Origin of the sequence: Caballeronia pedi (genome assembly GCF_001544915.2) — a bacterium.
Lineage (GTDB): Bacteria > Pseudomonadota > Gammaproteobacteria > Burkholderiales > Burkholderiaceae > Caballeronia > Caballeronia pedi.
Genome location: NZ_FCOE02000009.1, coordinates 262,606 through 286,413, shown reverse-complemented (window position 1 = coordinate 286,413; position 23,808 = coordinate 262,606). Strand labels below are relative to the sequence as shown.

22 protein-coding genes, 1 tRNA gene and 1 pseudogene are annotated in these 23,808 nt (G+C 59.3%); 19 read left to right on the top strand and 5 right to left on the bottom strand.

Annotated elements, in window-relative coordinates; all coding sequences use genetic code 11:
* The 13 genes and pseudogenes from AWB80_RS16930 to AWB80_RS45565 all read left to right on the top strand — a co-directional run.
* Window positions 1-192 (top strand): AMP-binding enzyme (locus tag AWB80_RS16930; protein WP_143328062.1); only part of this gene is annotated, 192 nt, incomplete at its 5' end.
* 78 nt (window positions 193-270) lie between these two features.
* Window positions 271-612 carry a DUF4212 domain-containing protein gene (locus tag AWB80_RS16925; RefSeq protein ID WP_061175807.1) on the top strand — a complete coding sequence of 114 codons (342 nt, stop codon included), beginning with the start codon at window positions 271-273 and terminating at the stop codon, window positions 610-612.
* On the top strand, window positions 609-2,633 hold the full coding sequence (locus AWB80_RS16920) for a sodium:solute symporter family protein (protein ID WP_061175806.1): 2,025 nt from the start codon (window positions 609-611) through the stop codon (window positions 2,631-2,633). Before AWB80_RS16925 ends, AWB80_RS16920 begins: the two co-directional genes overlap by 4 nt.
* Before the next feature lie 43 nt (window positions 2,634-2,676).
* Window positions 2,677-2,766 (top strand) — tRNA-Ser (locus AWB80_RS16915).
* 164 nt (window positions 2,767-2,930) lie between these two features.
* Window positions 2,931-4,166 (top strand): tyrosine-type recombinase/integrase, encoded by a 1,236-nt coding sequence (locus AWB80_RS16910; RefSeq protein ID WP_061175805.1) that lies wholly within the window; start codon window positions 2,931-2,933, stop codon window positions 4,164-4,166.
* Complete coding sequence (locus AWB80_RS16905) at window positions 4,163-4,846, top strand: hypothetical protein (protein WP_143328061.1); 684 nt, start codon at window positions 4,163-4,165, stop codon at window positions 4,844-4,846. Before AWB80_RS16910 ends, AWB80_RS16905 begins: the two co-directional genes overlap by 4 nt.
* A 113-nt stretch (window positions 4,847-4,959) precedes the next feature.
* The gene (locus AWB80_RS16900; protein ID WP_061175803.1) at window positions 4,960-5,178 is read left to right on the top strand and encodes a helix-turn-helix transcriptional regulator; all 219 of its coding nucleotides are present in this window, start codon (window positions 4,960-4,962) and stop codon (window positions 5,176-5,178) included.
* 373 nt (window positions 5,179-5,551) lie between these two features.
* Window positions 5,552-6,178 (top strand): hypothetical protein, encoded by a 627-nt coding sequence (locus AWB80_RS16890; protein WP_160147451.1) that lies wholly within the window; start codon window positions 5,552-5,554, stop codon window positions 6,176-6,178.
* Window positions 6,171-6,401: a hypothetical protein gene (locus AWB80_RS16885; protein ID WP_061175801.1), complete on the top strand. Its 231-nt coding sequence runs from the start codon at window positions 6,171-6,173 to the stop codon at window positions 6,399-6,401. Before AWB80_RS16890 ends, AWB80_RS16885 begins: the two co-directional genes overlap by 8 nt.
* Window positions 6,398-6,628 carry a transcriptional coactivator p15/PC4 family protein gene (locus AWB80_RS16880; RefSeq protein ID WP_061175800.1) on the top strand — a complete coding sequence of 77 codons (231 nt, stop codon included), beginning with the start codon at window positions 6,398-6,400 and terminating at the stop codon, window positions 6,626-6,628. The genes AWB80_RS16885 and AWB80_RS16880 overlap by 4 nt, the downstream gene beginning before the upstream one ends.
* Entirely contained in the window at window positions 6,625-6,960 is a 336-nt protein-coding gene (locus tag AWB80_RS16875) for a hypothetical protein (RefSeq protein WP_061175799.1), read from the top strand. The genes AWB80_RS16880 and AWB80_RS16875 overlap by 4 nt, the downstream gene beginning before the upstream one ends.
* Window positions 6,957-9,743 (top strand): DUF927 domain-containing protein, encoded by a 2,787-nt coding sequence (locus AWB80_RS16870; RefSeq protein ID WP_061175798.1) that lies wholly within the window; start codon window positions 6,957-6,959, stop codon window positions 9,741-9,743. Before AWB80_RS16875 ends, AWB80_RS16870 begins: the two co-directional genes overlap by 4 nt.
* A 643-nt stretch (window positions 9,744-10,386) precedes the next feature.
* Window positions 10,387-10,791, top strand: a pseudogene (locus AWB80_RS45565) (FCD domain-containing protein); the annotation flags it as partial.
* A gap of 49 nt (window positions 10,792-10,840) precedes the next feature.
* On the opposite strand, the gene AWB80_RS16860 reads toward AWB80_RS45565, so the two are convergent.
* From AWB80_RS16860 to AWB80_RS16850, 3 genes are read right to left on the bottom strand one after another with little or no spacing between them, the layout of a single operon-like run.
* Window positions 10,841-11,740, bottom strand: coding sequence for a plasmid partitioning protein RepB C-terminal domain-containing protein (locus AWB80_RS16860; RefSeq protein WP_061175797.1), 900 nt, complete (start codon window positions 11,738-11,740; stop codon window positions 10,841-10,843).
* On the bottom strand, window positions 11,737-12,654 hold the full coding sequence (locus AWB80_RS16855) for a ParB/RepB/Spo0J family partition protein (RefSeq protein ID WP_061175796.1): 918 nt from the start codon (window positions 12,652-12,654) through the stop codon (window positions 11,737-11,739). Before AWB80_RS16855 ends, AWB80_RS16860 begins: the two co-directional genes overlap by 4 nt.
* Complete coding sequence (locus AWB80_RS16850; RefSeq protein ID WP_087131360.1) at window positions 12,647-14,143, bottom strand: recombinase family protein; 1,497 nt, start codon at window positions 14,141-14,143, stop codon at window positions 12,647-12,649. Before AWB80_RS16850 ends, AWB80_RS16855 begins: the two co-directional genes overlap by 8 nt.
* Before the next feature lie 179 nt (window positions 14,144-14,322).
* Between AWB80_RS16850 and AWB80_RS16845 the strand changes: the two genes are divergently transcribed.
* Window positions 14,323-14,670, top strand: a complete 348-nt coding sequence (locus AWB80_RS16845) for a hypothetical protein (protein WP_061175794.1) — start codon at window positions 14,323-14,325, stop codon at window positions 14,668-14,670.
* A gap of 1,256 nt (window positions 14,671-15,926) precedes the next feature.
* On the opposite strand, the gene AWB80_RS16835 is transcribed toward AWB80_RS16845, so the two are convergent.
* Window positions 15,927-18,134 (bottom strand): multicopper oxidase family protein, encoded by a 2,208-nt coding sequence (locus AWB80_RS16835; protein ID WP_087131341.1) that lies wholly within the window; start codon window positions 18,132-18,134, stop codon window positions 15,927-15,929.
* 205 nt (window positions 18,135-18,339) lie between these two features.
* On the opposite strand from AWB80_RS16835, the gene AWB80_RS16830 reads away from it, so the two are divergent.
* Both AWB80_RS16830 and AWB80_RS16825 read left to right on the top strand, forming a co-directional pair.
* The gene (locus AWB80_RS16830) at window positions 18,340-19,575 is read left to right on the top strand and encodes a helix-turn-helix transcriptional regulator (protein ID WP_061175791.1); all 1,236 of its coding nucleotides are present in this window, start codon (window positions 18,340-18,342) and stop codon (window positions 19,573-19,575) included.
* Window positions 19,576-19,881: 306 nt separating this feature from the next.
* Entirely contained in the window at window positions 19,882-20,433 is a 552-nt protein-coding gene (locus tag AWB80_RS16825) for a hypothetical protein (protein ID WP_061175790.1), read from the top strand.
* 301 nt (window positions 20,434-20,734) lie between these two features.
* Here AWB80_RS16825 and AWB80_RS16820 read toward each other — a convergent pair whose 3' ends face one another.
* Complete coding sequence (locus AWB80_RS16820) at window positions 20,735-21,241, bottom strand: lipocalin-like domain-containing protein (protein ID WP_061175789.1); 507 nt, start codon at window positions 21,239-21,241, stop codon at window positions 20,735-20,737.
* A 501-nt stretch (window positions 21,242-21,742) separates the two neighbouring features.
* On the opposite strand from AWB80_RS16820, the gene AWB80_RS16815 reads away from it, so the two are divergent.
* From AWB80_RS16815 to AWB80_RS16805, 3 genes are all read left to right on the top strand, one after another.
* On the top strand, window positions 21,743-22,204 hold the full coding sequence (locus tag AWB80_RS16815) for a cache domain-containing protein (protein ID WP_244206540.1): 462 nt from the start codon (window positions 21,743-21,745) through the stop codon (window positions 22,202-22,204).
* A 728-nt stretch (window positions 22,205-22,932) separates the two neighbouring features.
* Window positions 22,933-23,319 carry a hypothetical protein gene (locus AWB80_RS16810; protein WP_061175788.1) on the top strand — a complete coding sequence of 129 codons (387 nt, stop codon included), beginning with the start codon at window positions 22,933-22,935 and terminating at the stop codon, window positions 23,317-23,319.
* Between the two features lie 3 nt (window positions 23,320-23,322).
* Entirely contained in the window at window positions 23,323-23,529 is a 207-nt protein-coding gene (locus AWB80_RS16805) for a hypothetical protein (RefSeq protein WP_061175787.1), read from the top strand.
* Window positions 23,530-23,808: the final 279 nt, after the last annotated feature.

Genomic DNA, 23,808 nt, shown 5'->3' with positions numbered 1-23,808 from the left:
TGGGTCGGCAAGGAGATCGGCCCGATCGCGAAGCCGAAGGACATCCGCTTCGGCGAGAACCTGCCGAAGACGCGCTCCGGCAAGATCATGCGGCGGCTGTTGCGTTCGCTTGCGAAGGGCGAGGAGATCACGCAGGACGTCTCCACACTTGAAAATCCCGCGATTCTCGATCAGCTCGGCGAAGCGCGCTGATCGCGGTTCGGCCGCGGCCGCTCACCGGCGGCGGTCGATCCTTATTGCCGACGCCGTGCGGTTTTGGTAAATAACCGCATGGTCACGCCGCCTCCCGCCGATTCCTCCGGTTCCACGCCTGCCTCGCCGCCGCCCGTTTCGGCGGCGATGGCGCGCGCGCATCAGCGCTACTGGCGCTTCAACGTCGTGCTGATCGCCGTGCTGATGACGATCGGCTTCGTCGTCTCCTTTGGTTTGCCATTGTTCGCGCCGCGCTTCGAGCACGTGCGCGTCGCGGGCTTTCCGTTACCGTTCTACTTCGGCGCGCAGGGCGCGATTCTCGTCTATGTGGCGCTGATCCTCGTCTACATCCTGCTGATGCAGTTCGCCGATGCGCGTCTTCTGCGCGCGGCCCGAACGGAACAGGGCGGCGCGGCATGAAGCTCACCAACCGGCTCATCGTCTACTACGCGCTGTACACGCTCGGCTTTCTGCTCTTCATCTTTCTGATGGAGCGCATCGAGCGCACGACGGGGCCGGGCACGTGGATCGGCTACGTGTTCCTGTTCGTGCCGATCGCGGTGTATGCGGTGATTGGACTCTTGTCGCGCACGTCCGATCTCGTCGAGTACTACGTGGCGGGGCGGCGCGTGCCATCGGCGTTCAACGGCATGGCGACCGCCGCCGACTGGCTCTCGGCCGCGTCGTTTATCGGTCTCGCCGGCTCGATCTACGCGAGCGGCTACGACGGCCTCGCCTACGTGATGGGCTGGACGGGCGGCTACTGCCTCGTCGCGTTTCTGCTCGCGCCATACGTGCGCAAACTCGCGCGCTACACGATTCCCGATTTTCTCGGCACGCGCTACTCCAGCAATCTCGTGCGCGCGCTCGCGGCCATCGCGACGATTCTCTGTTCGTTCGTCTATCTCGTCGCGCAAATTCAGGGCATCGGGCTGATCGCGTCGCGCTTCATCGGCATCGAGTTTTCGATCGGCATCTTCTGCGGGCTCGCGGGCATTCTCGTGTGCTCGTTTCTCGGCGGCATGCGCGCGGTGACATGGACGCAGGTCGCGCAATACATCATCCTCATCAGCGCGATGCTGATCCCCGTGTCGATGATCGCGCATCGCGAAGGACTCGGCTGGTTCCCGCAATTCAACTACGGGCGCGTAATGGAGCGCGTCGAGTCGCTCGAGCGCGCGATCGCCGTGTCGCCCGACGAAGCGCGCGTGCGCGCCGATTATCAGCGTCAGGCGGCGCAGATTCAGCAGCGCATCGACGCGCTGCCGCAGTCGTTTCACGCCGAGCATGCGCGGCTCGCCGCCGAGATCGCCGAGTTGCGGCGCCACAATGGACCGCTGCGCGAGATCAACGAACGCGAGCGCGAACTCGCGGCGTTTCCACGCGATCCCGCCGATGCACAAGCCAAGTGGTCGCGCGAACGCGATGCGATGATCGAGCGCGTCGCCGCGCCCGTGCCGATGACCGAGGCGTTCGCGCCCGGTTCGGCCGGCGATGAGAGCCCGCGCGTGCATCAGGTGAACTTTCTGTCGCTGCTGCTGTGTCTGTCGATCGGCACGGCGAGCCTGCCGCACATTCTCACGCGCTACAACACGACGACATCGGTGTCGTCGGCGCGGCGCTCGGTCGGCTGGACGCTGTTCTTTGTCGCGCTCTTCTATCTGACGGTGCCGGTGCTGGCCGTGCTCATCAAGCACGAGATATTGACGGGGCTCGTCGGTCATCGCTTCGCCGACCTGCCGCAGTGGGTGACGCAGTGGCGGCGCGTGGAGCCGTATCTGATCCGTATCAGCGATGTGAACGGCGACGGCATCGTGCGCTGGGCCGGCATTCAGATGCAGCCGGACATGGTCGTGCTCGCCGCGCCCGAGATCGCGGGACTGCCGTATGTGATCTCCGGGCTGATCGCGGCCGGGGCGCTGGCCGCTGCATTGTCGACGGCCGACGGGCTTCTGCTCACGATCGCCAATGCGCTGTCGCACGACGTGTACTACTGCATGGTCGATCGGCGCGCGACGAGCCAGCGGCGCGTGACCATCTCCAAGATTCTGCTGCTCGGCGTGGCTTTGCTTGCGTCGTACGTGGCGTCGCTCAATGCGGGCAACATTCTGTTTCTCGTCGGCGCGGCGTTCTCGCTTGCGGCGTCGAGCCTGTTTCCGGCGCTCGTGCTCGGCGTGTTCTGGAAGCGGACGACACAGCGCGGCGTCGTCGCTGGGATGATCGCGGGGCTCGTCGTGTGCGTGTACTACATCGTGTCGACGTATCCGTTCTTCATGCAGCTGACGGGCTTCGCGGGGCCGCGCTGGTTCGGCATCGAACCGATCAGCTCGGGCGTGTTCGGCGTGCCGGCCGGCTTCGCGGTGGCGATCGCGGTGAGTCTCTTCGATCGCAAGCCGGATGCGTACACGCGCGCGCTCGTCGATTACATTCGTCATCCGTAGGGGCTGGCGCAGGCGCGGGAAGTTGGTATAATCGCGGTCTTCCGGAGAGATGGATGAGTGGTTTAAGTCGCACGCCTGGAAAGCGTGTATAGGGTAAAACCTATCGGGGGTTCGAATCCCCCTCTCTCCGCCAGGACACCCCTCTTAGACGATCCGATTTCATCGGATTCAGTTGTCAAATCCCCCGCCAGACAAGGCTTCCAGCCAAATCTCATAGAAATCAAAAGTCGGAACCCATTGCCTTTCCTCGTCATAAGTCGTAAATTTTTAGGCGGGTAGGTTGGCGGGTAGGAATTTATGCCTCGAATTGCACAAGAGCTGGGTGCGCTAGCCGTGTCACGCCTGTCTGAGCCAGGTACGCATGCGGTGGGGCGAGTTGCTGGATTGATGCTCCAAATCTCGACGAGCGGTGCTCGGTCGTGGATCTTGCGAACAACGATTGCCGGACGTCGCCGCGAGATCGGCCTTGGTTCATACCCGGCGGTGTCGCTGAAGGATGCTCACGCGAAAGCGCAGGCAATGCGTGATGACATTGCGAATGGGGTCGACCCTCTCGTAGCCAAAGCGGAAGCAGCGAGCCGACTGCGCGCGAGTCGAGCGCTAGATGTCACATTCCAGGAGGCTGCTACACGCTTCATCGAAGCTAAGGCCCCTGAGTGGAAAAACGCAAAGCATGCATCCCAGTGGACCAACACGATTGCGGAATACGCTTATCCAAAAATCGGAGACCTGCTTGTCCGGCACATCACGCGCTCGCACGTCACTGATGTGCTCGAGCCGATCTGGACAAAGAAAACCGAGACCGCATCCCGCTTACGTGGACGCATAGAGGCCATTCTTGATTGGGCTCGCGTGAAGGGTTATCGCGACGAGGGCATAAATCCGGCGACCTGGCGCGGCAACCTCGACAAGCTCTTACCAGCACCGAAGAAGACAAGGCGCGTTCGGAATCATCCGGCGCTTCCTTTGGCCAACATGCCGGCATTCGTCGCGGATCTGCGTAGATCGATTGGCATCGGCTACCGGTGTCTAGAATTTGTGATTCTTACCGCTGCGCGGTCAGGGGAGGCAAGGGGAGCACTGTGGACAGAGATCGACCTTGATCGTCGTATATGGGCGATCCCTGGCGAACGAATGAAGGCCCAGAAAGAGCATCGTGTTCCGTTGTCTGATCGCGCCGTCGAACTGCTGAAGAGTATCGAGCGCGACGACAAAACAGATTTGATCTTTCGTGCGCCACGTTCGAACAAGATGTTGAGCGATATGACGCTGCTTGCGATTCTGCGCAAGAGGGGACTTAAGGCGACACCACATGGGTTTCGCTCAACCTTTCGCGATTGGGCGAGCGAGCACACAAACTATCCACGCGAGTTAGCCGAGGTCGCACTCGCGCATATACCCGGCGGTGCGTCGGAAATGGCTTACTGGCGAGGAGACCTACTTGGAAAGCGCCGGCGGATGATGGCTGATTGGGCAGAAGCCATTGTCGGCGATACGAAACCCGATGAACCAACGGATCGGAGCGCTGTATGAACAGTCCGGGCAGATGTGCCACCACTGATGACAGAATTTATCAGTATTTCGAATCGATTTCTGAAACTGCTCATTCACTCTGGACGGATTTGGGCGTTATTATGAGTTTTGACGCTTTCGCGGGCGCCTTAATTTTTACAACAAGAGACTACGGAAGCCCAACCGCGCGCCAGTTTCTGAATGAGTACGCAGATTCTGTCGAGACTACAGGTGACGAATGCGCCCGGATGCAACGGTTTATGCTGATCCGTTTGTCATGCGCTTACCTTGGCGAGGCATTGCGTTATGCCGACGACGGATACCGAGATGATGCCTGGGAGTCACTACTTCTAGCGCAGTACGCTGTAGCGAAGCTATCCGGTTTCATCGCTGGCGAAAACGAGAATCCTAAACGGGATGCCATGCTTAAGGAGATGGCGAAGCACGAAGCCCAGCGGATGATCTCGGAACGGGCGCGCAAGGCTGCTGACAAAACGCATGAAGGAAATCGAGCCACTCGCGACGAGGCGTTCAAATGGCTCGACGAGCATTTTGAAAAAAGAAAACTAACCAATGACCGTGCTGCGGAACTGCTTGGGGATGTCGTTTCTAAAGAATTTAGTACACGTCTCTCGTACGTGAAAAAGTGGAAGCAGTCAAGACAGTCTGCTAGCAGACTCGGGTGCCGGCAAACTCACTAGGGGTTGTGCGCGCAGGGTAGGGGTACCGCGTGCACGCTGACTATTCGTGATGGCTTATCGAGTAAAGAATTCGTATCGACCCGTCCAATCCCGGACGCTTCCAAGTCGATGCGATGAAAAAGTCAGACCTTCAAGCCTTCCAGAACTTCGATAGCTTTCCCAACGCTGCAAGTGTCAGCGATATCGTTGTAGCCGCTTTGTGCGGCTGTAACGTATCGACGGTGTGGGATCGCGCAAAGCGCGGCGATTTTCCAAAGCCCATCAAAATTGGTGGGTCGACCCGTTGGAACGTCGGTGAACTCCGCAAGTATCTGACGCCGGAGACCGCATAAATGACGTTGAGAAAAAAGCTGGCCCGGAGGCCAGCAACAAGGGTCTTCGGAGGATACTGCGCTTCAATATTAGCCAGGCGAAACCATCGGCACTATCAGTCTGGTACGAAAATCACTTGCTTGACGAAATCGGAATCGGTCGTCTATCCTCTGATTTGTGGGAGGAGACACCTCTCGCTCGGGATTGCAGTCTCGACCAGCAAAAGGCGGACAACCGCCGACCGGCGGTATTTTTTCGTCCGCTGCCTTGCGTTCGCCTTCAATGGTCGGGCCTTGGCGGGAGAGCGCTCGCGCTCGCCGGTTTCCTTTTGCGCCGGTACTGCAATCCCGCCTTGTGCCTGGCCACCCCAATTGCAGTTGGGAGCTGGGTTCGTTGAACCTGCAAAAGGAGGCCGCACTATGCGACTTGCTATCTCCGCTCGTCCTGAGCAAACCAATCCGCCGCTTCAAATCCAAATCATCAATCGCGCATTGCGCGACGCTGCGCTCGCTTCCAGCGCAAATGACGCGCTCGACTGCTGTGCCAATGCGCTTCTTCGCCTTGCCGAACTTGCTCGTGCGGAGGTTCGCCATGACTAACAGCACACGTAGCGTCATTCTTCAGACACCGTCGGCCGCGGGCTTGCTTCAGTTCCTTGCAGAACGTTACGACATGGCGCACGCCTCGGACAGCGAGTTGCAGTTCCTCGCTGACTGCCTATGTGTTGCCGTCGATGCAGCGTCGTCGTTGAGCACGGTGACCTCCGCCGTTGGTTGTTTGATTGCGGGCGACCGAAGCGCCGAGCATAAGCATGCTCGCTCCGGCGCGCTTCAGGAGGCCGATCAATCAATCCTGCTTCACCGTATCGCCAACGAAATCGAGTTAATCGGACAGATCGTTGCAACAGCGTCGGACGCCGAATGCACACTTCGGAAACGGTTGATTGACCGTCTCAAAGCCGAGCGCTTTTGTCGTATTCACAGCGATGAGTACTCCTCACAGGAGGAGCGTCATGGTTAAACAGCAGGCAATTGCGAAGGCACAGCAGATTCACGATGTCTTGCAGTTGATGCAAGTTGCCATCGATGGACTCCTCATTAGGGATGGCCACCCGATTAACGGAGTCGTCTCAATGTTGATCGATCAGTCTCAAGACGTTGCAAACAAGTTGTCTGATCCTGCTGAAGCGGGTGATGCAGAGCGCGACGATATGAGCGCAAGCGGTTCGAAGGAGGATGTATGAGTGAGGGCGATCAGGACAAGATGGTGATGGAGATTCAGAAGAACGCTACGCAGCGCATTCGTATCTCGCATCGCTGGTACAAGGGCCGTCAGTACGTCGATGTCCGCCTGGTGGTGGTTGATGCCGTGGGCGACTTTGTGCCGACGCAGAAGGGCCTGATGGTGCGTCCGGAATTGCTCCCGCAGGTCATTCACGGGCTTACGATGGCCGCGCGGGAGGTCGTATGAACGAGAACTACAAACTCGGCATTCCAATCGCTGAAGGCGAATACGCGAGCCCGACTGAATGCGTTCTGATGTGCGGCTTCCTTGTGTTCCATGCAAAAAAGGCTGATGACGACGTGCGCCAGTTCGCGCGCCGCGTGCTCGACGTGGTGTTCGCCGCAGCGGCCGAGAAGGGATTTCGCCGTGCCGATCTGCTTGAAACCATGATGTCTAAGCGTGAACCATCGCCGCGCATGCGCGTTCTCGCGGGGCAAGCGACGGCGGCGATCGGCGAGAACCTTGCCTTCGCTCGTGTGATCGCACGGGCTAATGTGAGCGCGGGAGGGGAACAATGAGCACCGTCTTTGATGATCATCAGCGGATCCTTGAAGCACTCTCGTACATTCCGCCGGACGTTGAGCGCGACGTATGGTTTCGCGTCGCTGCATCGCTCAAGCATAGCGAGGGCGAAGCTGGCTTCGAGACGTTCGATCAATGGAGTCAGGGAAGCCCGAACTACGTGGCGGCTGACGTTCGGGATACGTGGCGCTCGATCCGTCCTGACGCCGGTATCACCATCGCCACGCTGTTCGCGATCGCGAAGAAGTACGGCTACAACCCGCGTTCGAAGGCACGCACAGTTGTCGATCCGGCGGAAGTCGAACGCCGTCGTGCCGAGCGCGACGCACGCACGGAACAGGAGGCGCAGAAGCGAGCGCAGGCCCGTAAGCACGCAGCTTCGCTTGCGAGCGCCGTCATCGAAAGAGCTCAGCCTGCACGTGATGATCATCCGTACCTGATGCGCAAGGGTGTCAGTGCGGTTGATAGTCTTCGGGAAATGGACGCCGCGAGGCTTCAGAAGCTGATCGGCTACCGGCCGCAGTCTGGCGGCGCGCACCTCGAGGGGCGCGTTCTGATCGCGCCTGTACGGGTCGGAAGCGCCGTCACCACCATCGAAATGATCGATGAACAGGGGCGCAAGTCGGCCTTGGCGAATGGGGAGAAGTCGGGAGGCTGCTGGTTTGCCTCGCGCGCGCTCGACCAATGCAAGCGCGTCCTCATTGCCGAAGGCGTGGCCACGGCCTTATCCGCTCATCTTTGCACGGGTGATGCGGCAGTGGCGGCGCTCTCGGCGAGCAACCTGACGAAGGTCGCGCAGACGATGCGCGCTGTCTATCCCGATGCTGGGATCACGGTACTGGCTGACCTCGGTAACGGACAGCAGAAGGCGGTAGAGGCGGCGCGATCCGTCGGTGGCGCCGTTGCCTTGCCGACGTTCGGCGACAAGCGTGGTGACGACGAAACAGACTTCAACGACATGCACACACGTTTTGGATCGGCCGCAGTGGCCAAGCAGATCAGAGCGGCGGGAAAGCACGGCAACGCCGATCAGCTGGACCGAAGCGCCGCAGAAGTTTCAGCTGTGGAAGGCGAACTCGAAGCGCATTACGAGCTTCGTCAAGATGGGCTGTACTTCGTTGGCGTGAAAGTCGATCGCGACAGCGGAAAAACCTTGTACGTCGCGCCGCTGTGGCTATGCAGCTCGTTGGAAGTGCTCGGTAGCGGTCGCGACAGCGCGGGTCATCAGATGAGAGTGTTGCGCTGGCATCGAAAAGGCGACCTTGAGGAAATCCGCCACGCGATGCCCAATGCTGATATCGGAGAGCGTGAGGGATGGGCGACAATGCGCTCGCTTGGGCTATCCGTGGCGCCGGGGCGCGCAGCGCGCGAGCGACTCGCGTATTACCTCCAAGAAGAAGGCGGCGACGTTTGGCACGAAATCACCGGCATGGCCGGTTGGCAGTTCGGTGCCTTTGTGCTGCCGTCTGGGGAATTCGTGGGCGAGCCCTCGCGCCCGCTGGTCTACAACGGTGGCGTTCCGAAGAAGTCGGCCTATCTGGCTGCTGGCACGGTTGAGAATTGGAAAAACACGGTCGGGGCGCTCGCACGCGAAAACCGGCTTGTTGCAGCCGCCATCGCGTGCGCCTTTGCCGGGCCGTTGCTCTCAATCATCGGCGCGCGCGACGGCATCGGCCTGCACTTTTACACGCAGACTTCGAGCGGCAAGAGTACAGCGGGCGATTGTGGGGCGTCCGTATGGGGAGACCCGCGCGGCGTAATGCATACATGGGACGGAACATCTTTTGCCCTTACCCGCACGGCGGAATATGCCAACGACGGCCTCCTATATCTTGACGAAATCGGTGCGGGTGATGCGCGCAAGATCGGGCCCGGCATCTACCAAATGTTGAACGGCGTCTCGCGTCTGCAGGGCACGAAGAGCGGCGGAGTCGTTGCTTCGCGGTCGTGGCGGCTCACCCTGATTAGCACCGGCGAGGTGAGCATGGCCCAATACCTTGCGGAGGGAGGACAGACGCCGCGAGGAGGGCAAGAGATTCGCCTGTTGGACGTGCCGGCCGATATTGGCGCATACCGTGCATTTGACACCATCCACGGGCGCAAGGATGGTGACGCGTTCTCAGTGGAATTGACCGCTGCGGCTCGGGCCAATTACGGCACGGCGGGACGCGCGTTTGTGGAATGGCTGATGTCGCATCGGGACGAAGTCGAATCGTGGGTGAAGGCTACGCAGGATGACATGATCGGCGCGGTGGACACGCAATACCCTGATGCGGCACCGACCGTCAAGCGGGCCACGCGCAAATGGGCTGTGTTGGTTTCAGCCGCAGAGATGGCGTCAGAAGCCGAGTTGACCGGGTGGACCCGGGATGAGGCCCGCACGTGGGTCATGGGTGCGTGGGCGCGTTGGCTGGAGGCGTTCGGCACCAAAGACCGCGATCAAGAGCGATTGCTGGAGCAGGTGGATGGCGTGCTCGCCGCGAATGAGCTCAGCCGATTTCAGGAGATCTACCAAGATGGCGGTCGCAGCACATGCACCGGGCCGATCCTTGGATATGTGCGCTATGACGAAGGCAAGCGACCTACGTTTGATGTCTTGCCGTCCGCATTCAAGAATGAGGTGATCGCCGGATTTAATGAGAGGCAAGCATGTCACGCATTGCATAAAGAGGGGATGCTGACAAAGCCGAAGGGGCACGACGGCTGGACAACCTACGCGGGCAGGTTGCTAGGGCGGGTCTATCGGTTGAATAGACGTCCAGTTGCCGACGAGAAGTGATCAAGCAAGCTCGTCCTTCGTCGCGCTCGTCTACGATCACGCTTCCGTGTGAGAACCACTGCCTGCAACACCTGCAAACCTGCAATTCTTTTCCTGAGCTTTGATTTATAAAGGTTTGGTGTTGCAGGCAAGTTGCAGGTGTTGCAGGTTATCGAAGATGAAAGGGCGCTGTTGCAGGGTAAAACAGCGGCCTGCAACAGCGCCTGCAACACTGAAACCCCCGCCCGTATTGGGTCTGCGGCGCGAGTTGCAGGTTTGCAGGTGTTGCAGGCAAAAATCTGCATATATAGAGTTTGGGGGATTTGCGGCAAAACCAGGAGAGAGGTACTCAAGGCTGGCACTCCAACAGCGTGGGCGTTTCGGCGAGAAATCCAGTCCGGGGCTACTGGGACCCTCCACACGCCCAGATCAGCCTCGCATAAGGCCCGGCACAGCCAACGAGGAGTTGGTTTTTAAGATGGGCGAAGCGAACACCTCGTCAAGAGGATGTGAGATGCATTGGTATCCGCTGAAGCGCCAACTGATCAACTGCAGCTGCCCGCATCCGCGGCACCTGCCAAAGGCAGCAAGCGGACCCAACTCGCACACTCGGGGCTTGTCTTTGTCACCGTCTCATAGTGGAGAGGATCAGCCATTCTGAGCTTTGATTCCTTGCTGCAGTCGCAGGCACGCAATTCCTACGCGAACTCAACGAGATTCGGATTGCGCTTACGTCCTACCTTGTTGGGTTGGCCGCAGCGGCGGCGACACCCGGGCAGGTAGCGAAGCTAGAAGCGATCGAGGACAGTTACGAAGCCTGTCGTTACGGCGCGGAACTAGGAGGCTCGCGCGTCTGATCGGAATGGACGCGGCCCTGCACGACGGGATCCACGAAATCTGTCCGAATCGTGAAACGCTCGCGCTGATGTCCCGGCACGCCCTAATCTTCACCACCATGCGCAAGGCTTTGGGCTACGCGGATTATCGTCTACAGCAGATGGTGGACGAGCACCGTCGTCTGGCCGTGGCGATTCGTCGAAACAACGCTGAGCTCGCCGAACGTCGCTCGCGCGAGCACCACCACGCAAATAGCGGCGGAGTGTGTTTGCGCCGCGAGCCTACTCTCGCTCTGGGCTGCGACTGTCGGCGGCAATGGCCTCCATCGTCGCGACCAATGTCGCCAAGAGGTCGGGGTGGTGGCGTCGCAGATGCTCGTGTATCGTCTCATTTCGAAGCAGCCGCGTTGTGAAGCCCTTGGCAACAACAAGCGTCAGCATCGTGTCCCCAATGCTTTCCTCGGCCGCCTGGCTGTCGAGATTTAGCCGCTCCATCTCCTTCTCCATGCGCGCGAGGTCCTCTTGCGAGATCTGTTCGCCCTTCTTCGCTTTCGCCGGCTCCGCCAAAGCGTCAGGGCGCGTGGTCGCCAAAAGCATCTCCGTATAGCTCGCCGTGAAGCGATTTGCCGCGATCATCATTTCGCAGGCTTCGATTTGCCGCATGGGTTTCATCTTTTTCAAGGTCGAGAAAACCCTCGGGATCACCATGCGGTCTTTGAGCAAAGAGACGGCCTCCGGGGCGATGCCGTCAAGTAGATGAATTTTCTCTCGGACACGTTTCACGTCCATTTCTAAGGTCGCTGCGATGCGCTCCTCCGATGCCCCCTTGGCAAGCGCTGCCCGGATCATTCGATGATCGTGGACGGCGGTGCTTCGATTGATGTGGCGGTTAAATGTGTAGCTCTCGTCGTCGGACGACACCATGCACGGCGCTGTTTGCCTTTGCAGTTCTTTGAGCGCCTCAAGCCGGAGGCGCCCGTCGAGCAAGTGATACTCGCCTTCGGTATCGGCCGACCGAAAGACAGCCAACGGTTCAATCACGCCCAGCTCTCGCACTGAGCTGAGAATGGTTCGAAACTTCGGCGTGGACAAAACACGCCGCGCCATCGGCGCGCTGGGGCGAATGAGGGCGATGGGAACTTCAATGATTTGCCGCTCAAATCCGTGCTTAATGCCGCTCATGGCAATAGCTCCTCGGGGATGCGGCTCGCGAGCGCTTGCGGAATGTCTTTGATTCCTTCCGCTCTAAGCAATGTGCGGAAATGCTCGTCCGCAAGCAGCCTTCGAAACGTCGAAGTGATCATAAGAAGCCGCTGCTCCTGAAACGCAGCGTTTTGGACGATGCGTCGTTGCCGCCGAGCCTCGGTTTGATAGGTCCGAAGCAGCTTTTGAGGGGTGGGCGCGTCCTTGGGCATCGGCTTTTTGGAGTGGTAGGCCTTCCCGATCGCCTCCCGCTTGCTGATCAGCTTTCGCACCTTGATCAGTTGATCGCCCTTCAGCGTTCCGCTCTCGTAAGCGGCGACCATCGCGGCTTGAATCTCGTCGCTTGAAGAGCGCGAGATGTCAAGCGCCACCCACATCGGGATTTGTTTCTTTTCGACGGCGCGAAGCAGCCTTTGCTCGCCCTTGGCTAACAAGTGCAGAATGTTATTGATGTAGCTCGAGTCCAAGTTGGTCTTCTTGGCGATTTGCTCGCTCGTGTATCCGCGATCCTTGAGGATCTGCAAGCCGCTGAGAAGCTCCTCCGTCGTGTGCCTCCGCCTTGCGATGTTTTCCGTCAAGCTGATGAGAAAGCGCTCCACCCGATCCGCCTCGACCACGCAGCACGGGATCATGGTTTCGCCCAGCGATTTCAGGGCCTCAAACCGTCCTTGACCGCACAGCACCTCGTGCCAAGGGCCGCCCTCGTCGTTGCCTCCGAAAGCCACGGTGATCGGGCGCTTCAGGCCGACCGTTGCGATGTTCTCCACAAGCTGGGCGAAAAAAAGGCTATTGCGCGTGCGCGGATTGAGGACTCGAAGGCGCCCCGCCGGCAGCAAGGTGATCTGCTCCTCGCGGGGCAGCGTGGCTCCCGACCCCTTGGCTTCGTCATCCATAAGACGCTCCTCGCAATGGTGCTCTGCGGCCCATGAAGGCCAACATCTCCAAGTCCTCAAAGCGAAACGCCTCCAGGCCGCGTTCGTTTTGCTCTCCGATGCGCAGCATCGTTTCACCCATCCCCCATGCGGGCAAGAGGTAGTAGTCACGGATGGCCTGAGCGTCCGGCTCCATCCGGATGGCCACAGTCAAGTCCGGCCGCAGGGCGTTGTCGAGCCGAACAATCCAACGCAGGCCACCGCCAGGCGTCGCGCGGCATCGGCAGAGGACCAAAGAGGCCTTGAACTCAGCATTGATGTACAACAGGCCCGTTTCCTCGTCGCCCTCGACGGCCGCCCCCGCAGCCACCATCGCCTCTTTCGCCTTTCGAACAATCTCGGGATGTAGCTCCCGCAAGCGCCTGTTGAGTTCAACGTATCGGTAGTCGCGGTCCGGGCGATAGCCGATAAGCGAATACGTGCGCAGGAGGCTTCCGAACCGGCTGCGGAACGCGCTACTTGACGGGCAGTCCGGCGTCTCGTCGATGACTATCCCAGAGAGATAACCGTGCTCCCGAAACGCTTGCCGCAGGGCGTCGAGCATGTCGGCATCGCTAAGGCGATAAGACCGCGCGAGGATCATCTGGCGGGCCGCGTCGAACATGATCTGGTCGACGATCGGCTCGAACGCGTTGTCCTTTCTCACCCATTCTGCGGGCGGGTTTCTCACCCGCTCTTGCTTGAGCTTGTAGGAGACGCGATTCCAAACGTTGTGCCCTGCGTATTTTTCGTTTATCAGGATCTGATGCACCGTCCCGCGCGTCCACATGGCGCCTCTGTCGGTGCGAGTCCCCGGTGCGTTGAGGGCATGAGCGATCTCGCTCTCGGCGCGGCCTTCCTCGACGAACGCGCGGTAGATCTCTCGTACCGTGGCCACCTCTTGTGCAGGGCCGGGCCGCAAAATGACTCGGTCAGTTTGGGCGAATTTGTGCTTGCCGGCGGTGAGTTCCGTTACCTCTCCGGCCGGGTCGACAACGGCACGGCGAAGCCCGTAGCCCGCCGGGCCCCCTTGGCGGTAGCCGATTTTGATCAGGCGCGTTTGCCCCGCGTGAACCTTGACGCTTAGCTCGCGGCTATATTCTCCAGCCATGGAGCGTTTGAGGCTTTTGATGATGCTGCTCACCGGAGAGCCGTCGTTTTCGAATTGCTCCGCGCAATAGAGGATGCGAACGCCCCCTTGCTTGCATCGAATTTCGTAGCTCGCGCTTTCGTCCGGATCTTGGAAGCGTCCCCACCGGCTCACGTCATAGACCAACACGAAATCGTAGTCGGCCCGGCCAGATTCCACGTCTCGCAGGAGAGCTTTCAGACCCTCTCGGCCGTCGAGTCGCAGCCCGCTTTTGCCCTCGTCGGCGTAAACTTGCACGATGTCGAGTTTGCGCAGTTCGGCGAACGCGCCGATGACCTCGCGTTGGTTCTCGGTGGAGTATTTCTGGTGCTCTGTCGACATGCGCACATATGCGGCCGCGCGCGCCCGCCCGGCGGCTTCGTCATTTGTCTTTCGATTGCGCGCGGGCCAAATCACGCTTTGCCTCCTTCGCTCGAAGACCGGCGGCGTCCCGACAGGCGACGCGCCAAGCGATTCCTCGATTCTTCCGTTCGGAAACTATACGTTTGGAGGCGAGAAACATGTTGCCGAGAAACCGCAAAAATTTGCGCGATGATCTGCCCGTCGGCGCTGAATATCCCCTCGCGATCGCAATGGCTTTGAAGTCAGATCTTAGAGACTCCGCAAACGCGGTTAAAGTCGCGGCGCGCTGGACGGGAGCCAGCGAGCGGACCGTGCAAAACTGGCTAAACGCGACGCGGGGGCCGAAGGGCGAGCATCTGCTCGCCCTTGCGCGGCACTCAAACGCCGTGCACGCCGCTTGTTTGGTCATGACGGGCCGAGCCGGTCAAACGCAGCGCGACTTGGACGCCTGCGTTGAACTGCTTCTTAAAGCGATTGACCTTCTCTCGAGAAACGCGGGCGCATAGCCGCTTGCATTTTCGTAGCCGCGCCGCAAAAAGAGACCGCCAGGGGAAAACTCAATAGGTTGCGCGTTGCAGCTTGAGAGCCTAATAGATCGGGGACAGGAAGGGGCGAACTCGCCGAGCCACACTCGTCCACTCAATCCCTTCCTTATCTACGAATGTTCTGACGCATAGCAACGGTAAGCGACGCCTGTCGCGTGGGCGACGTTTTCCTCGTGCCGAGTGAGTAAATTTGTCAGATCAGCTTGCGGTGAACCGCCCACGGAAGCGCGGAGAGCATCTGCTTTGATTTAGCGACGCCGATCTGTGAGTGACCGCTAAAGGATGCGGCCGGAACCAGACTGGCGGAGCGTCGAACAACGCGCATTGGCCGGTCACCGCCCGACGCGGTCGATCGAAACCGACCCACTTCAGTCAGACGCCCCTCCTCAAATAGGTCAACCAGCCGAATCAGCGTTTTGCGGATTGGAGAAACATAAAGCGGACGTTGGCGACCTCACCAAGCGGCCATGAACGGTCGCTCGGCTGAATCTTCAATAAGACATTCAGATGTCGGCTCTGCATCTGCACTTATCTTGGCTATCGCTCTTTCGGGGAGCTCGGTCAGGTGTACAGCAACGGCGTCTTAGACGCGAGCGCGCAGGCGATCAGCAGAGGTCAAACGAATTTGTGTTTCTGCGCCTGTCAGCGGCTAGCGTTCGGCCTAAAACGCTTTGCGCGCGTGGAGAAGTTAGAGCTCGCCGCTGAATTAAGACTTAATGCGCTGTCCGCATCGTGGAAAGCGGGTGACGCGTGGATGCAAGAGAGCTTCCGAATGCTTCACGTAATCTAACGAGCCACCAACGCCACTTATAAACCTGATAAAACATCGGGACTGGCGCGCCGGTCGAGCAGACTGCGATTTCCACGTAACGTCCTCCCACCATTCCGAATCTGGTCTTGGGGATGTCGTCGTTCGTCCATTGACACAACCAGCTCCGCGAGTTCTGGATCGCGCAGAACGGAAGTCTGCGTGCCAGGTTTGGATCGTTCATCGTCCAGTAGAGAACGGAATTCTGATCGACCGACACCTTGTATGTGAAAGGCACGCCGGTTCTTTCGTTTCCGCTGCATACGTCGTTGATCCGTTCTCCATCGCAGGACAACATGTAGACCGTCGTTTCGTTTTCGAATCGCGTCAGAGACGTGGATGCGACAGGGAACAACGAAGCACTCACGCCGATCAGCACGCACGCCATGAGCCGATGCATGGTCTCGATTCAATTCGTCACGCGATACGGCCGCATCATTTCATTGTCTTCATGAGTGAGGACGTGACAGTGCCAGACGTAATAGCCCTGCGTCGGATCGAACGCGTAAAGGTTCTCGCCCGCATAGGATTGGCCGGATAACACGGGAACGCTCGACGGCGTCCATCGCACGAGGATTCTCAGAACCTGTCCGGAGTGGGCGTCGGCGGTGTCTTTCCAGCCGGATTCTGCCGCTGCCGGCGCGATGGCAGCGCCTTGCAGATAGCCGCTAAAGGGAAGATTGCCGCCCAGCGCTCCGTCCTTGTTGGGCGTTGCATAGTCCAGCGGCGGCCCGTAATCGGTGCAATACGCGCCCGCCGTGCATCCCGCCGGCAGAGCCACCGGACTGCCGCCTGCCGCACCGAATGCCTTGCTCCAGTCTGTGAGATATCGATTCACGTCGATGGCCTGACGATTGAGCACCTGAAATTGCGAGAGATGGATGTGCACCGGATGGCTTGCTCCAGGCATTGCTGACAGATAGACGATCTCCCACATTTCGGTCGATCCCACGCGCGGCAATTCGCTGATACCATCGATCGGAAAATCATGAGCGATGCTCGGCGATTCCAGGCCATTCCACGTGGTGTTGTTCACATATTCCTTGATGTCGGCGGGAACCGGGCCGCCAGACCGGTCGACCTGATCATAGAGGACCATCTGTCTGACCCGGTCGATCTTTACGCCGGGCAATACGGTGCCTTTACCGTCGGTTAGATGAACCATCGGATGCGGCCTGGCGCAGACACCAGTGGATGTATCCGGACTCGCGGGATCGCAACTTGTGTCGGGCGTGGCGGTCGATGACGCCACTCTGAATTCCATGATGTCGGGTAACTGAACATCCTGGCCCCCTTGCGAGTTCGTGAGTTCAATCGTCTGCCCCGCGAATTTGGAGAAGTCGACGATGATGTCGGCGCGTTCACCCGGCGAAACCGGTAATCCACCGGACCCGCCGACAGAAGAGACGGGAAGCGGAACGGGTGTGTCGAAATAGTTGTCATCGCTTCCGACAAGATAAACGGGCGCGTTGCCAAAGACGAACGTGTAGCCTCGATTCAGGCTGCCGTTCAGGATGTGCAGCCGATAGCGCCGCGGCTCCACGTTCAGATAGGGGAAAGCCGCGCCATTCACGACCGCCACATCGCCTTCGAAGATCGGGCTCCAGAACGGATGGTTGAGGGATGGCTGCTGTATGGGCAAATAGGACTGGCCGGTGGTGTCGAACATGTGGTCCTGCACCGCCATTTCTATCTCGTGCGGGCCGTCCGGATAGCCTCTTGGCTCCGTATTGGCGTCTTTCAGGAAATAGAATCCGGCGAGCCCAGCGTAGACGTTAAGCCGCGTCGTTCCCAAAGCATGGTCGTGGAACCAGAGCGTGCCGGGTTCTTGCGAATTGGGATATTCATAGATCGCCGTGCCCGGCCCCGGATTTCCCGTCGTGTGATAGTCGGTGCCTTTCACACCGTTTGGTGTGAACCATGACTCCGGATCGCCGTCGTAGGCAGCGGGCAGTTCCGCGCCGTGCAAATGCGCGACGGCCGGAACGGGACCAATGTAGTTCGATCGGCACGCGGAACTTAAGGTCGCGCCTTGCTTCGGCATGCCGCAGCCGCTTTTCAACGGATCGGCCCAGTGTACGGTCTGATCGACTGGCAACTCGCCTTGCACCATTCCCGGCCCCGTCGGATTGTTCGGATTGAAGCTCGGCAGCTTGTTGATGTAACTCACGCGAGTCGGCACGCCGCGCTGAGCCGCGATGGTGACGGCTGGCCAGTGCGCGGGACCGAGCAGCGCGCCCGTGTTGGAATCGGCGATCTGGTATGTCCACACGCGTGTTGGACCCAGCGTCACGCCCGAGCCGCAGCGCGCATAGGAACCGGGCGGCAGCACTTGCTGTTCGGTCTCGGCCATGGTGACCGTCAGGTTGGGATGCGCCCGAGCATCCACGCGCGGCAGGGGGCTGGCCGGCCCGAACACCGGCATCGGGATAGCGAATTTTGCGAAGCAGTTCCCGTCCAGTTTGGTCCTCGTTACGGTCGTGGGCGCGTCGCCACTGTCGTCGCCATGGCAGCCGTGAACGAGCAGCGCCAATGACAATGTGGCGGCGGCCAAGGCGATCAAACGCCGCATGCGACGTGTTGCATGCGTGCGGTGTTCTTTCAGATCGCGGGACATGACGTCTCTCCTTTATGCGCCGCTGGCCGCGTTGAGTGTCGCCGCACGATCGCCCTGATGACGCGCGTCGAAGCTTACGCACAGGCGCATGGCCAAAGGCTTGGGCTACGTGAGGATCGAATGAAGTGTGTAATATGTATCGCAATCAGCCATCCCCAGAACTGGGGATTTTCGCGCCGAATTTTTCTCTCACGCGGATCCATCCTTGCACCGCTTCGAGCTCACAGACGTTGTCGATCTGATCTATGCCGCCGCGCTCGGCGAAGGCGCGAGCTGGCAGGACCTCGGTGACCGATTGATGACGCTCATGGGAGCCCAGCGCGCCACGTTATGGCTGACCGACGAATTTGGCGCGACCGGCAATTTGTTGATGCGCGCCGATGCCTATGACGAGGGATACGCATCCCGATACGTGGCGCTCGACCCCTATCGCGCGGCGGCGGCCAAGGTCGGGCTGGAAGAGACTGCGCGCCAGAAGGGAGACATCCGGCTTGGCCACGAGATCATTCCCGACGCGAGCTATGTGAAGAGCGAGTTCTACACGGACTTCGGCCGTAAGAGCGCGCGGCGCTACATGATCGGCGGTCTGATCGGTGCGTCGAAGGTCATCCCGCTTGGGCTGCATCGGGATGCCGCGTCTCGGCCATTTGCCGATGACGACAAGCGCACGTTGTCCCTGCTTCTTCCGCATCTGCAACGCGCGCTTCAGATGCGCGCACGGCTCACGCCGACGGCATCGAATTTCGGTGCCTGCGCGCTCGACGTGTTGCCGCTTGGAGTCATCATCGTCGATCAGGAACGGCGCCTTCTTTACTGCAACGCGGAAGCGGCGGCCTTGTTCGGCGACCGGCAGTCCGGACTGTTCGTCGCCCGTCATGCGCGTGGAGTCGGCGCGGGCGTCTCCAGGCTCGTGGCGCGACATCCGGAGGACGACGCACGGCTTTGCCGCCTCGTCAGCGCGTCTTCGCAAGGCGGCGCGGGCGGCGGCATGCAGATTCGCGCACGCCCGGGCGCGCTGGCCGGCGCATCCACCACGCTCTCTGCGTTGATATGCCCTGCGTTGCGCCATTTGTCTTCACCAGGGCGGCCGAACATCGGTACGAGCGTCTTTCACGGCGCAGCAACCGTGCTCGTGCGCCGTCTGCTCGCACCTTCGACGCCGCCCGTCGGGCTGCTCATCGACCTGTTTGGTCTGACGCGCTCGGAAGCCGAAGTTGCGGTGGCGCTTGCCGGCGGTGTCACCGCCGAGGAGGCCGCGCGTGGACGACATGTCTCACTCGATACGGTACGCAGTCAGATTCGCGCCATTCTGCAAAAGACGGGCGCGTCGGGGTTGCGCGACTTCGAGCGGATCATCGCGTTGATTTCCACGATGCATACGGACAGGGCCGAGAATCATATCCTGACCGAAGGGAAACTTCGCCAAATCACACCGGACTGAGTCTCCATCCGGTCGCATCGGCTTCTTACTGATGGTTGTCCTGGTTACTCTGCCCGATAATGACAAGCGCATTCGGTCGATAGCAGCTGACCCAGGGCTGCCGCATCCTCGATGTCGTCTGCTATCTGTGCAACGCCGTTGAGGCGACCATCGATCAACAGCGTTGCAAGCCCGTGGACGTACGCCCAACCAGCCGTCAATCTCAATCGCCCGCGATGTATCGATGGCCTGGAATTGGACTGATGCAGACACCGTACTCCGTGTGTAACGCATCAGGCTTTAACTTTCATCCGACAGGAGTCTGCAATGGACATGCTGCTGGCATTTGCGCCTTTTATTGCGTTCGTCGTGATTGAGCGGACGGTCGGTGTAACAGCGGGGCTGGCGGCGGGCGCGCTGGTGTCCGCCGCGATGTTAGCGCGTGACCTTTTGTCGAGCACACGCCACGTGAAGATACTCGAGATCGGTACATTTCTGCTTTTCGGCGCGCTGACGCTCTACGCGCTTATGTATGGGCCGTCCTGGTCGGTCGCGGCGGTGCGGCTACGAGTCGATGCGGGGCTTTTGCTGATCGTGCTTGCGTCAATTGCGCTGCGTCAACCGTTCACGATGCAGTATGCACGTGAGAAAGTTTCGCCTGAGCTCTGGACCTCCCCTGGGTTCGTCCGCGTGAATTACGCGATCACCTCCGCATGGGCGCTCGCGTTTGCTGTGATGGTTGGGGCTGATCTGCTGATGACCTATGTGCCGTCGGTGCCGCACATGATAGGTGTTGCCATCACGGTCGTTGCGCTTTACGCGGCGATTAAGTTCACTGAGTGGTTTCCTCAAAAGCAACGAGAAATGCCTCGAGCTTAATCACGGTCTACGCCGTCGCAGGATGGCCGCAGCGGTCGTACGGCCGCTGCAACACAAGCGTCGCCTGTGGTCGAAGCGCTCTCTCCAAGAAGCCGGTTTGGATGACCGGATTACTCATTTACCTGCCGTTGAAAGTTTGACGGCACCACCGGCGGAATGGGTCGCATGTTGCCCGTGTGTTACACAGGGGTCAGTGTGGTCATGGTCTTCGGAGAGTTTGCTCGGCCAAGCTAGCTCGGTTTGCCTCGACCCGACTTGCATGGAGAGAAGGAACGATGTTGACCGCGGGGAAAAGGCGGCATCACTGAGGTCGCGATCCTTTTACTCGCTCGAAAGTCAAGATGCCGATTCCTTCGCGCTCATCGACGGGACTCTTGTTTGGTTCCGTTTTGATAGACAGAGTGTCGCCATCAATGGTGTAGAAACGCACCTGGTCGGATCCGACGCGCCTACCGTCCCATTCGATATCGATGTGGTGCACGATCTTTCCGGGCGACACGCTATATGTTCCGCCGTATGCAAGCATCGACTTGTGTAGCTTGATTCGCTCTTCGTCGGAAGGGTCATTCCGCGGCCGCGGCTGTTCATTGGAAACGAATAGAGCAAGCATCCTGCCATCCGGTGAATAAGTGAGATAACCGTCCGGATGATCGCCAAGCTGGTTGTATCGCTCGCCTGTCGCGGCGACTTGGCGCACGAACGACCTCAGGCGCCATGTCCCAAGCAACGGATCTGGGTCGGACCACGCGAATGTGGATAGGCACAGCATGCCCAGTGTCAGTGAAAATACAATGATGCGTTTATACATGTAGCGCTCCTTCGAAATAATCGCCTCTAGCAGCCCTTATTCTCGAAACGGTTACATAAGCACGAACATCTATCGCCGCCAATGGTAGAGCAGAGATTCGATCTTGTATTAAGGCAGCAGGCCCTTTACGGAACGGTTTGACGGCAGCGAACTGTTTAGTTTCGTGAGGCGCACGCCTTCACTCAAGTTGCCTTCTGAGGGTATTCCCCGCGACACTCTGTGTCAAAACCGCGTTTACAACCACCGAGTGTTAGATTAGATGGTTTCGTGCGCAAGTGGCTGGCGAGTGAGTTGCTACCCGCGGCGCGACGGCTCTGAATGAAGAAATGCGCCAGTTACGGACATTCGCGAACGTCCATTATCGGTTCGGCTATACATGCGGCAAAACTATTCTGAGCGAACTACGCTTCATCGGCTAGTCTTTTCCATGCGAGTAGGTGCTTCTCTTCCACACTCTGTTCTTCAGGGCAACGCTGAAGTCAATGCGTTGGAGATCGTACAATGAACGGCAAAGCGCTCTTCGCCGGCATCTTTTTACTGGCCGGATTCTTCCACCCCGTGTCACCTGCATTTTCTCAGTCGTCTCCTCCGACGTCCGACACGGCGACACAAACCAAAGCGTTAGTCGAGAAGGCTGCGGCGTTGATAGACAGCAAAGGCAGAGCAGCGTTTTCCGAGTTCAGGATCAAAGGCAGTGAGTGGTTCCATGGCGACACCTATCTGTTTGCTTACGATCTGAACGCAAATGTCTTGTTGAATCCAGCCTTCCCTGCACGGGAAGGGACCAACGTCCACGGCCAAAAAGATACCAACGGCAAGCTCTTTCATGACGCGATGATCCGGACGGCTGAAACAACGGGATCGGGCTGGGTCGACTACATGTTCCTTAGACCGGGACAGACTGAGCTATCGCATAAATGGACGTACGTGAAGGCAGTCAAGAATGACGGAATACAGGCTTAGTGGGGTCGGGCTTCTATTCGCAGTAGGTCCGGGCAGGCGGCGTTCACGTTGTCATCCCGCGCGCCTTTCTCGCAAGCAGCGGATTAACAGCGTTACCGCATAATCATCCTCATGCGAGGTTGTCTCTTCATAACGCGCGTCACACCGGCAGTTGAACGGCTGCTTTCGGTGCTCGAATCTCACAGCTGGAGATTCCGTTCCGGGTCGGGCTCGATCAGTCGGCTGCTCGCATTCGACGCCGGAATGCGGCCAGTGGAATTTCGTAGCCCGGGAGCGGACAGTCCACCGTCCGCACTCCCGGTTAGATTTATTCAACGCCTGCCCGCACGCGTTGTCGTTCGATGACGAGCCCGTGCTTGGGGGCAGGCATCGAATAAACCTAACGACTGCGGAAGTTAGCTGGACTTGTGGCGAGCCGCGGATTAAGCCTTTCGTGCTTATTTGCAAGCACTCGCGCGAAGGATTCCAAGGACGCCCGCGGGGGAGGGGGGGCAAATGTTTGGAGCGGATTGGCTTGGGACCGACCGTTCCGTCGAATTTTTACGTCCACAAAATTCTAGTTTGACTCGTTACTCGTAAATCTTTGATTAGAATAAGAAGTGCTTTTAGTTTTCGACGAATTTGCTCAAAAATTAGGCAGAAAGAATTGAAAAAACTTGCTCGCGCGAGCGTCAGGTCAGTAGGTTAATACAGCGCGACATCGCGCGCATTTGGAGGGAGAGGTAGTCATGGCACGTCCCCGCACGCCAGCCAAAGTCTTGGAGATGCGCGGCTCGTACAAACGAAATCCGAACCGGCGGCGCGAAGAACCCGACGGGTCCGGTCCGCTCGGAGATCCTCCCGCATATTTTTCTGGCGCCGAGCTTGCCGCATGGAACGACATCGTGAGCGGTGCGCCGCGTGACGTTCTTACCGGTTCCGACCGCATTACGGTTGAGCTCGCCGCGCGGCTGCTAGCCGATTCGCGCGTGAACTGGGCAGACTTCACGGCCGCTAAGCTGGCCCGCCTCGAGGCCATGCTCGGAAAGTTCGGCATGTCACCCGCCGATCGATCGAAGGTTGTGGGTGGCGGCAAAAAGAACGATGACAACCCGTTTGCTCAATTGCTTGGATAGACCATGAATCAAGAACAAGAGATTGCACGGCTGCGCGCACTCGTCAATTACGCGATTGTCTCAATGGAGGGCGCGAGCGTGATGCTCGCGGCCGCCGAGGACATCAGACAGGCGCCTTTGCGCGAGATGTCTGATGCGGTAGTCGAGGTTTTGGAGACAAGTGGAAAGAAGCTTCAAGAAGCCCTCGGCGACGCCATGACGCTGAATTAATGCATTCCACACGCTCTCTCAGCGTGTTGACCTTAGCTGCGTTGTGCCCCCAATGCCCGCGATGACTGGGTAGCGCCTAAGGGGAAGGGAATGCGGAAATCTGCGAAGATCCGACTCAGAACGGACCGTTCCGTCAAGTTTTTTACACCCGCAAAATTAAAAATTCAGGAGCTGGCGCGGTTTTTCGTTAGCAACCAGGTGGGACGTCGCCTCAACATCCGTTCGTGGCGGCGTCGCATGCAGCGAGAGGCTGTTCGCCGCGCTGGTGACTGGGCAGCG

What these genes read in the sequence shown, in the direction of transcription:
- AWB80_RS16925 (WP_061175807.1), top strand. Translation starts at nt 271, where the DNA reads ATGGTCACGCCGCCTCCCGCCGATTCCTCCGGTTCCACGCCTGCCTCG.
- AWB80_RS16920 (WP_061175806.1), top strand. Translation starts at nt 609, where the DNA reads ATGAAGCTCACCAACCGGCTCATCGTCTACTACGCGCTGTACACGCTC.
- AWB80_RS16910 (WP_061175805.1), top strand. Translation starts at nt 2,931, where the DNA reads ATGCCTCGAATTGCACAAGAGCTGGGTGCGCTAGCCGTGTCACGCCTG.
- AWB80_RS16905 (WP_143328061.1), top strand. Translation starts at nt 4,163, where the DNA reads ATGAACAGTCCGGGCAGATGTGCCACCACTGATGACAGAATTTATCAG.
- AWB80_RS16900 (WP_061175803.1), top strand. Translation starts at nt 4,960, where the DNA reads ATGAAAAAGTCAGACCTTCAAGCCTTCCAGAACTTCGATAGCTTTCCC.
- AWB80_RS16885 (WP_061175801.1), top strand. Translation starts at nt 6,171, where the DNA reads ATGGTTAAACAGCAGGCAATTGCGAAGGCACAGCAGATTCACGATGTC.
- AWB80_RS16880 (WP_061175800.1), top strand. Translation starts at nt 6,398, where the DNA reads ATGAGTGAGGGCGATCAGGACAAGATGGTGATGGAGATTCAGAAGAAC.
- AWB80_RS16875 (WP_061175799.1), top strand. Translation starts at nt 6,625, where the DNA reads ATGAACGAGAACTACAAACTCGGCATTCCAATCGCTGAAGGCGAATAC.
- AWB80_RS16870 (WP_061175798.1), top strand. Translation starts at nt 6,957, where the DNA reads ATGAGCACCGTCTTTGATGATCATCAGCGGATCCTTGAAGCACTCTCG.
- AWB80_RS16860 (WP_061175797.1), bottom strand. Translation starts at nt 11,740, where the DNA reads ATGAGCGGCATTAAGCACGGATTTGAGCGGCAAATCATTGAAGTTCCC.
- AWB80_RS16855 (WP_061175796.1), bottom strand. Translation starts at nt 12,654, where the DNA reads ATGGATGACGAAGCCAAGGGGTCGGGAGCCACGCTGCCCCGCGAGGAG.
- AWB80_RS16850 (WP_087131360.1), bottom strand. Translation starts at nt 14,143, where the DNA reads ATGTCGACAGAGCACCAGAAATACTCCACCGAGAACCAACGCGAGGTC.
- AWB80_RS16845 (WP_061175794.1), top strand. Translation starts at nt 14,323, where the DNA reads ATGTTGCCGAGAAACCGCAAAAATTTGCGCGATGATCTGCCCGTCGGC.
- AWB80_RS16835 (WP_087131341.1), bottom strand. Translation starts at nt 18,134, where the DNA reads ATGTCCCGCGATCTGAAAGAACACCGCACGCATGCAACACGTCGCATG.
- AWB80_RS16825 (WP_061175790.1), top strand. Translation starts at nt 19,882, where the DNA reads ATGGACATGCTGCTGGCATTTGCGCCTTTTATTGCGTTCGTCGTGATT.
- AWB80_RS16820 (WP_061175789.1), bottom strand. Translation starts at nt 21,241, where the DNA reads ATGTATAAACGCATCATTGTATTTTCACTGACACTGGGCATGCTGTGC.
- AWB80_RS16815 (WP_244206540.1), top strand. Translation starts at nt 21,743, where the DNA reads ATGAACGGCAAAGCGCTCTTCGCCGGCATCTTTTTACTGGCCGGATTC.
- AWB80_RS16810 (WP_061175788.1), top strand. Translation starts at nt 22,933, where the DNA reads ATGGCACGTCCCCGCACGCCAGCCAAAGTCTTGGAGATGCGCGGCTCG.
- AWB80_RS16805 (WP_061175787.1), top strand. Translation starts at nt 23,323, where the DNA reads ATGAATCAAGAACAAGAGATTGCACGGCTGCGCGCACTCGTCAATTAC.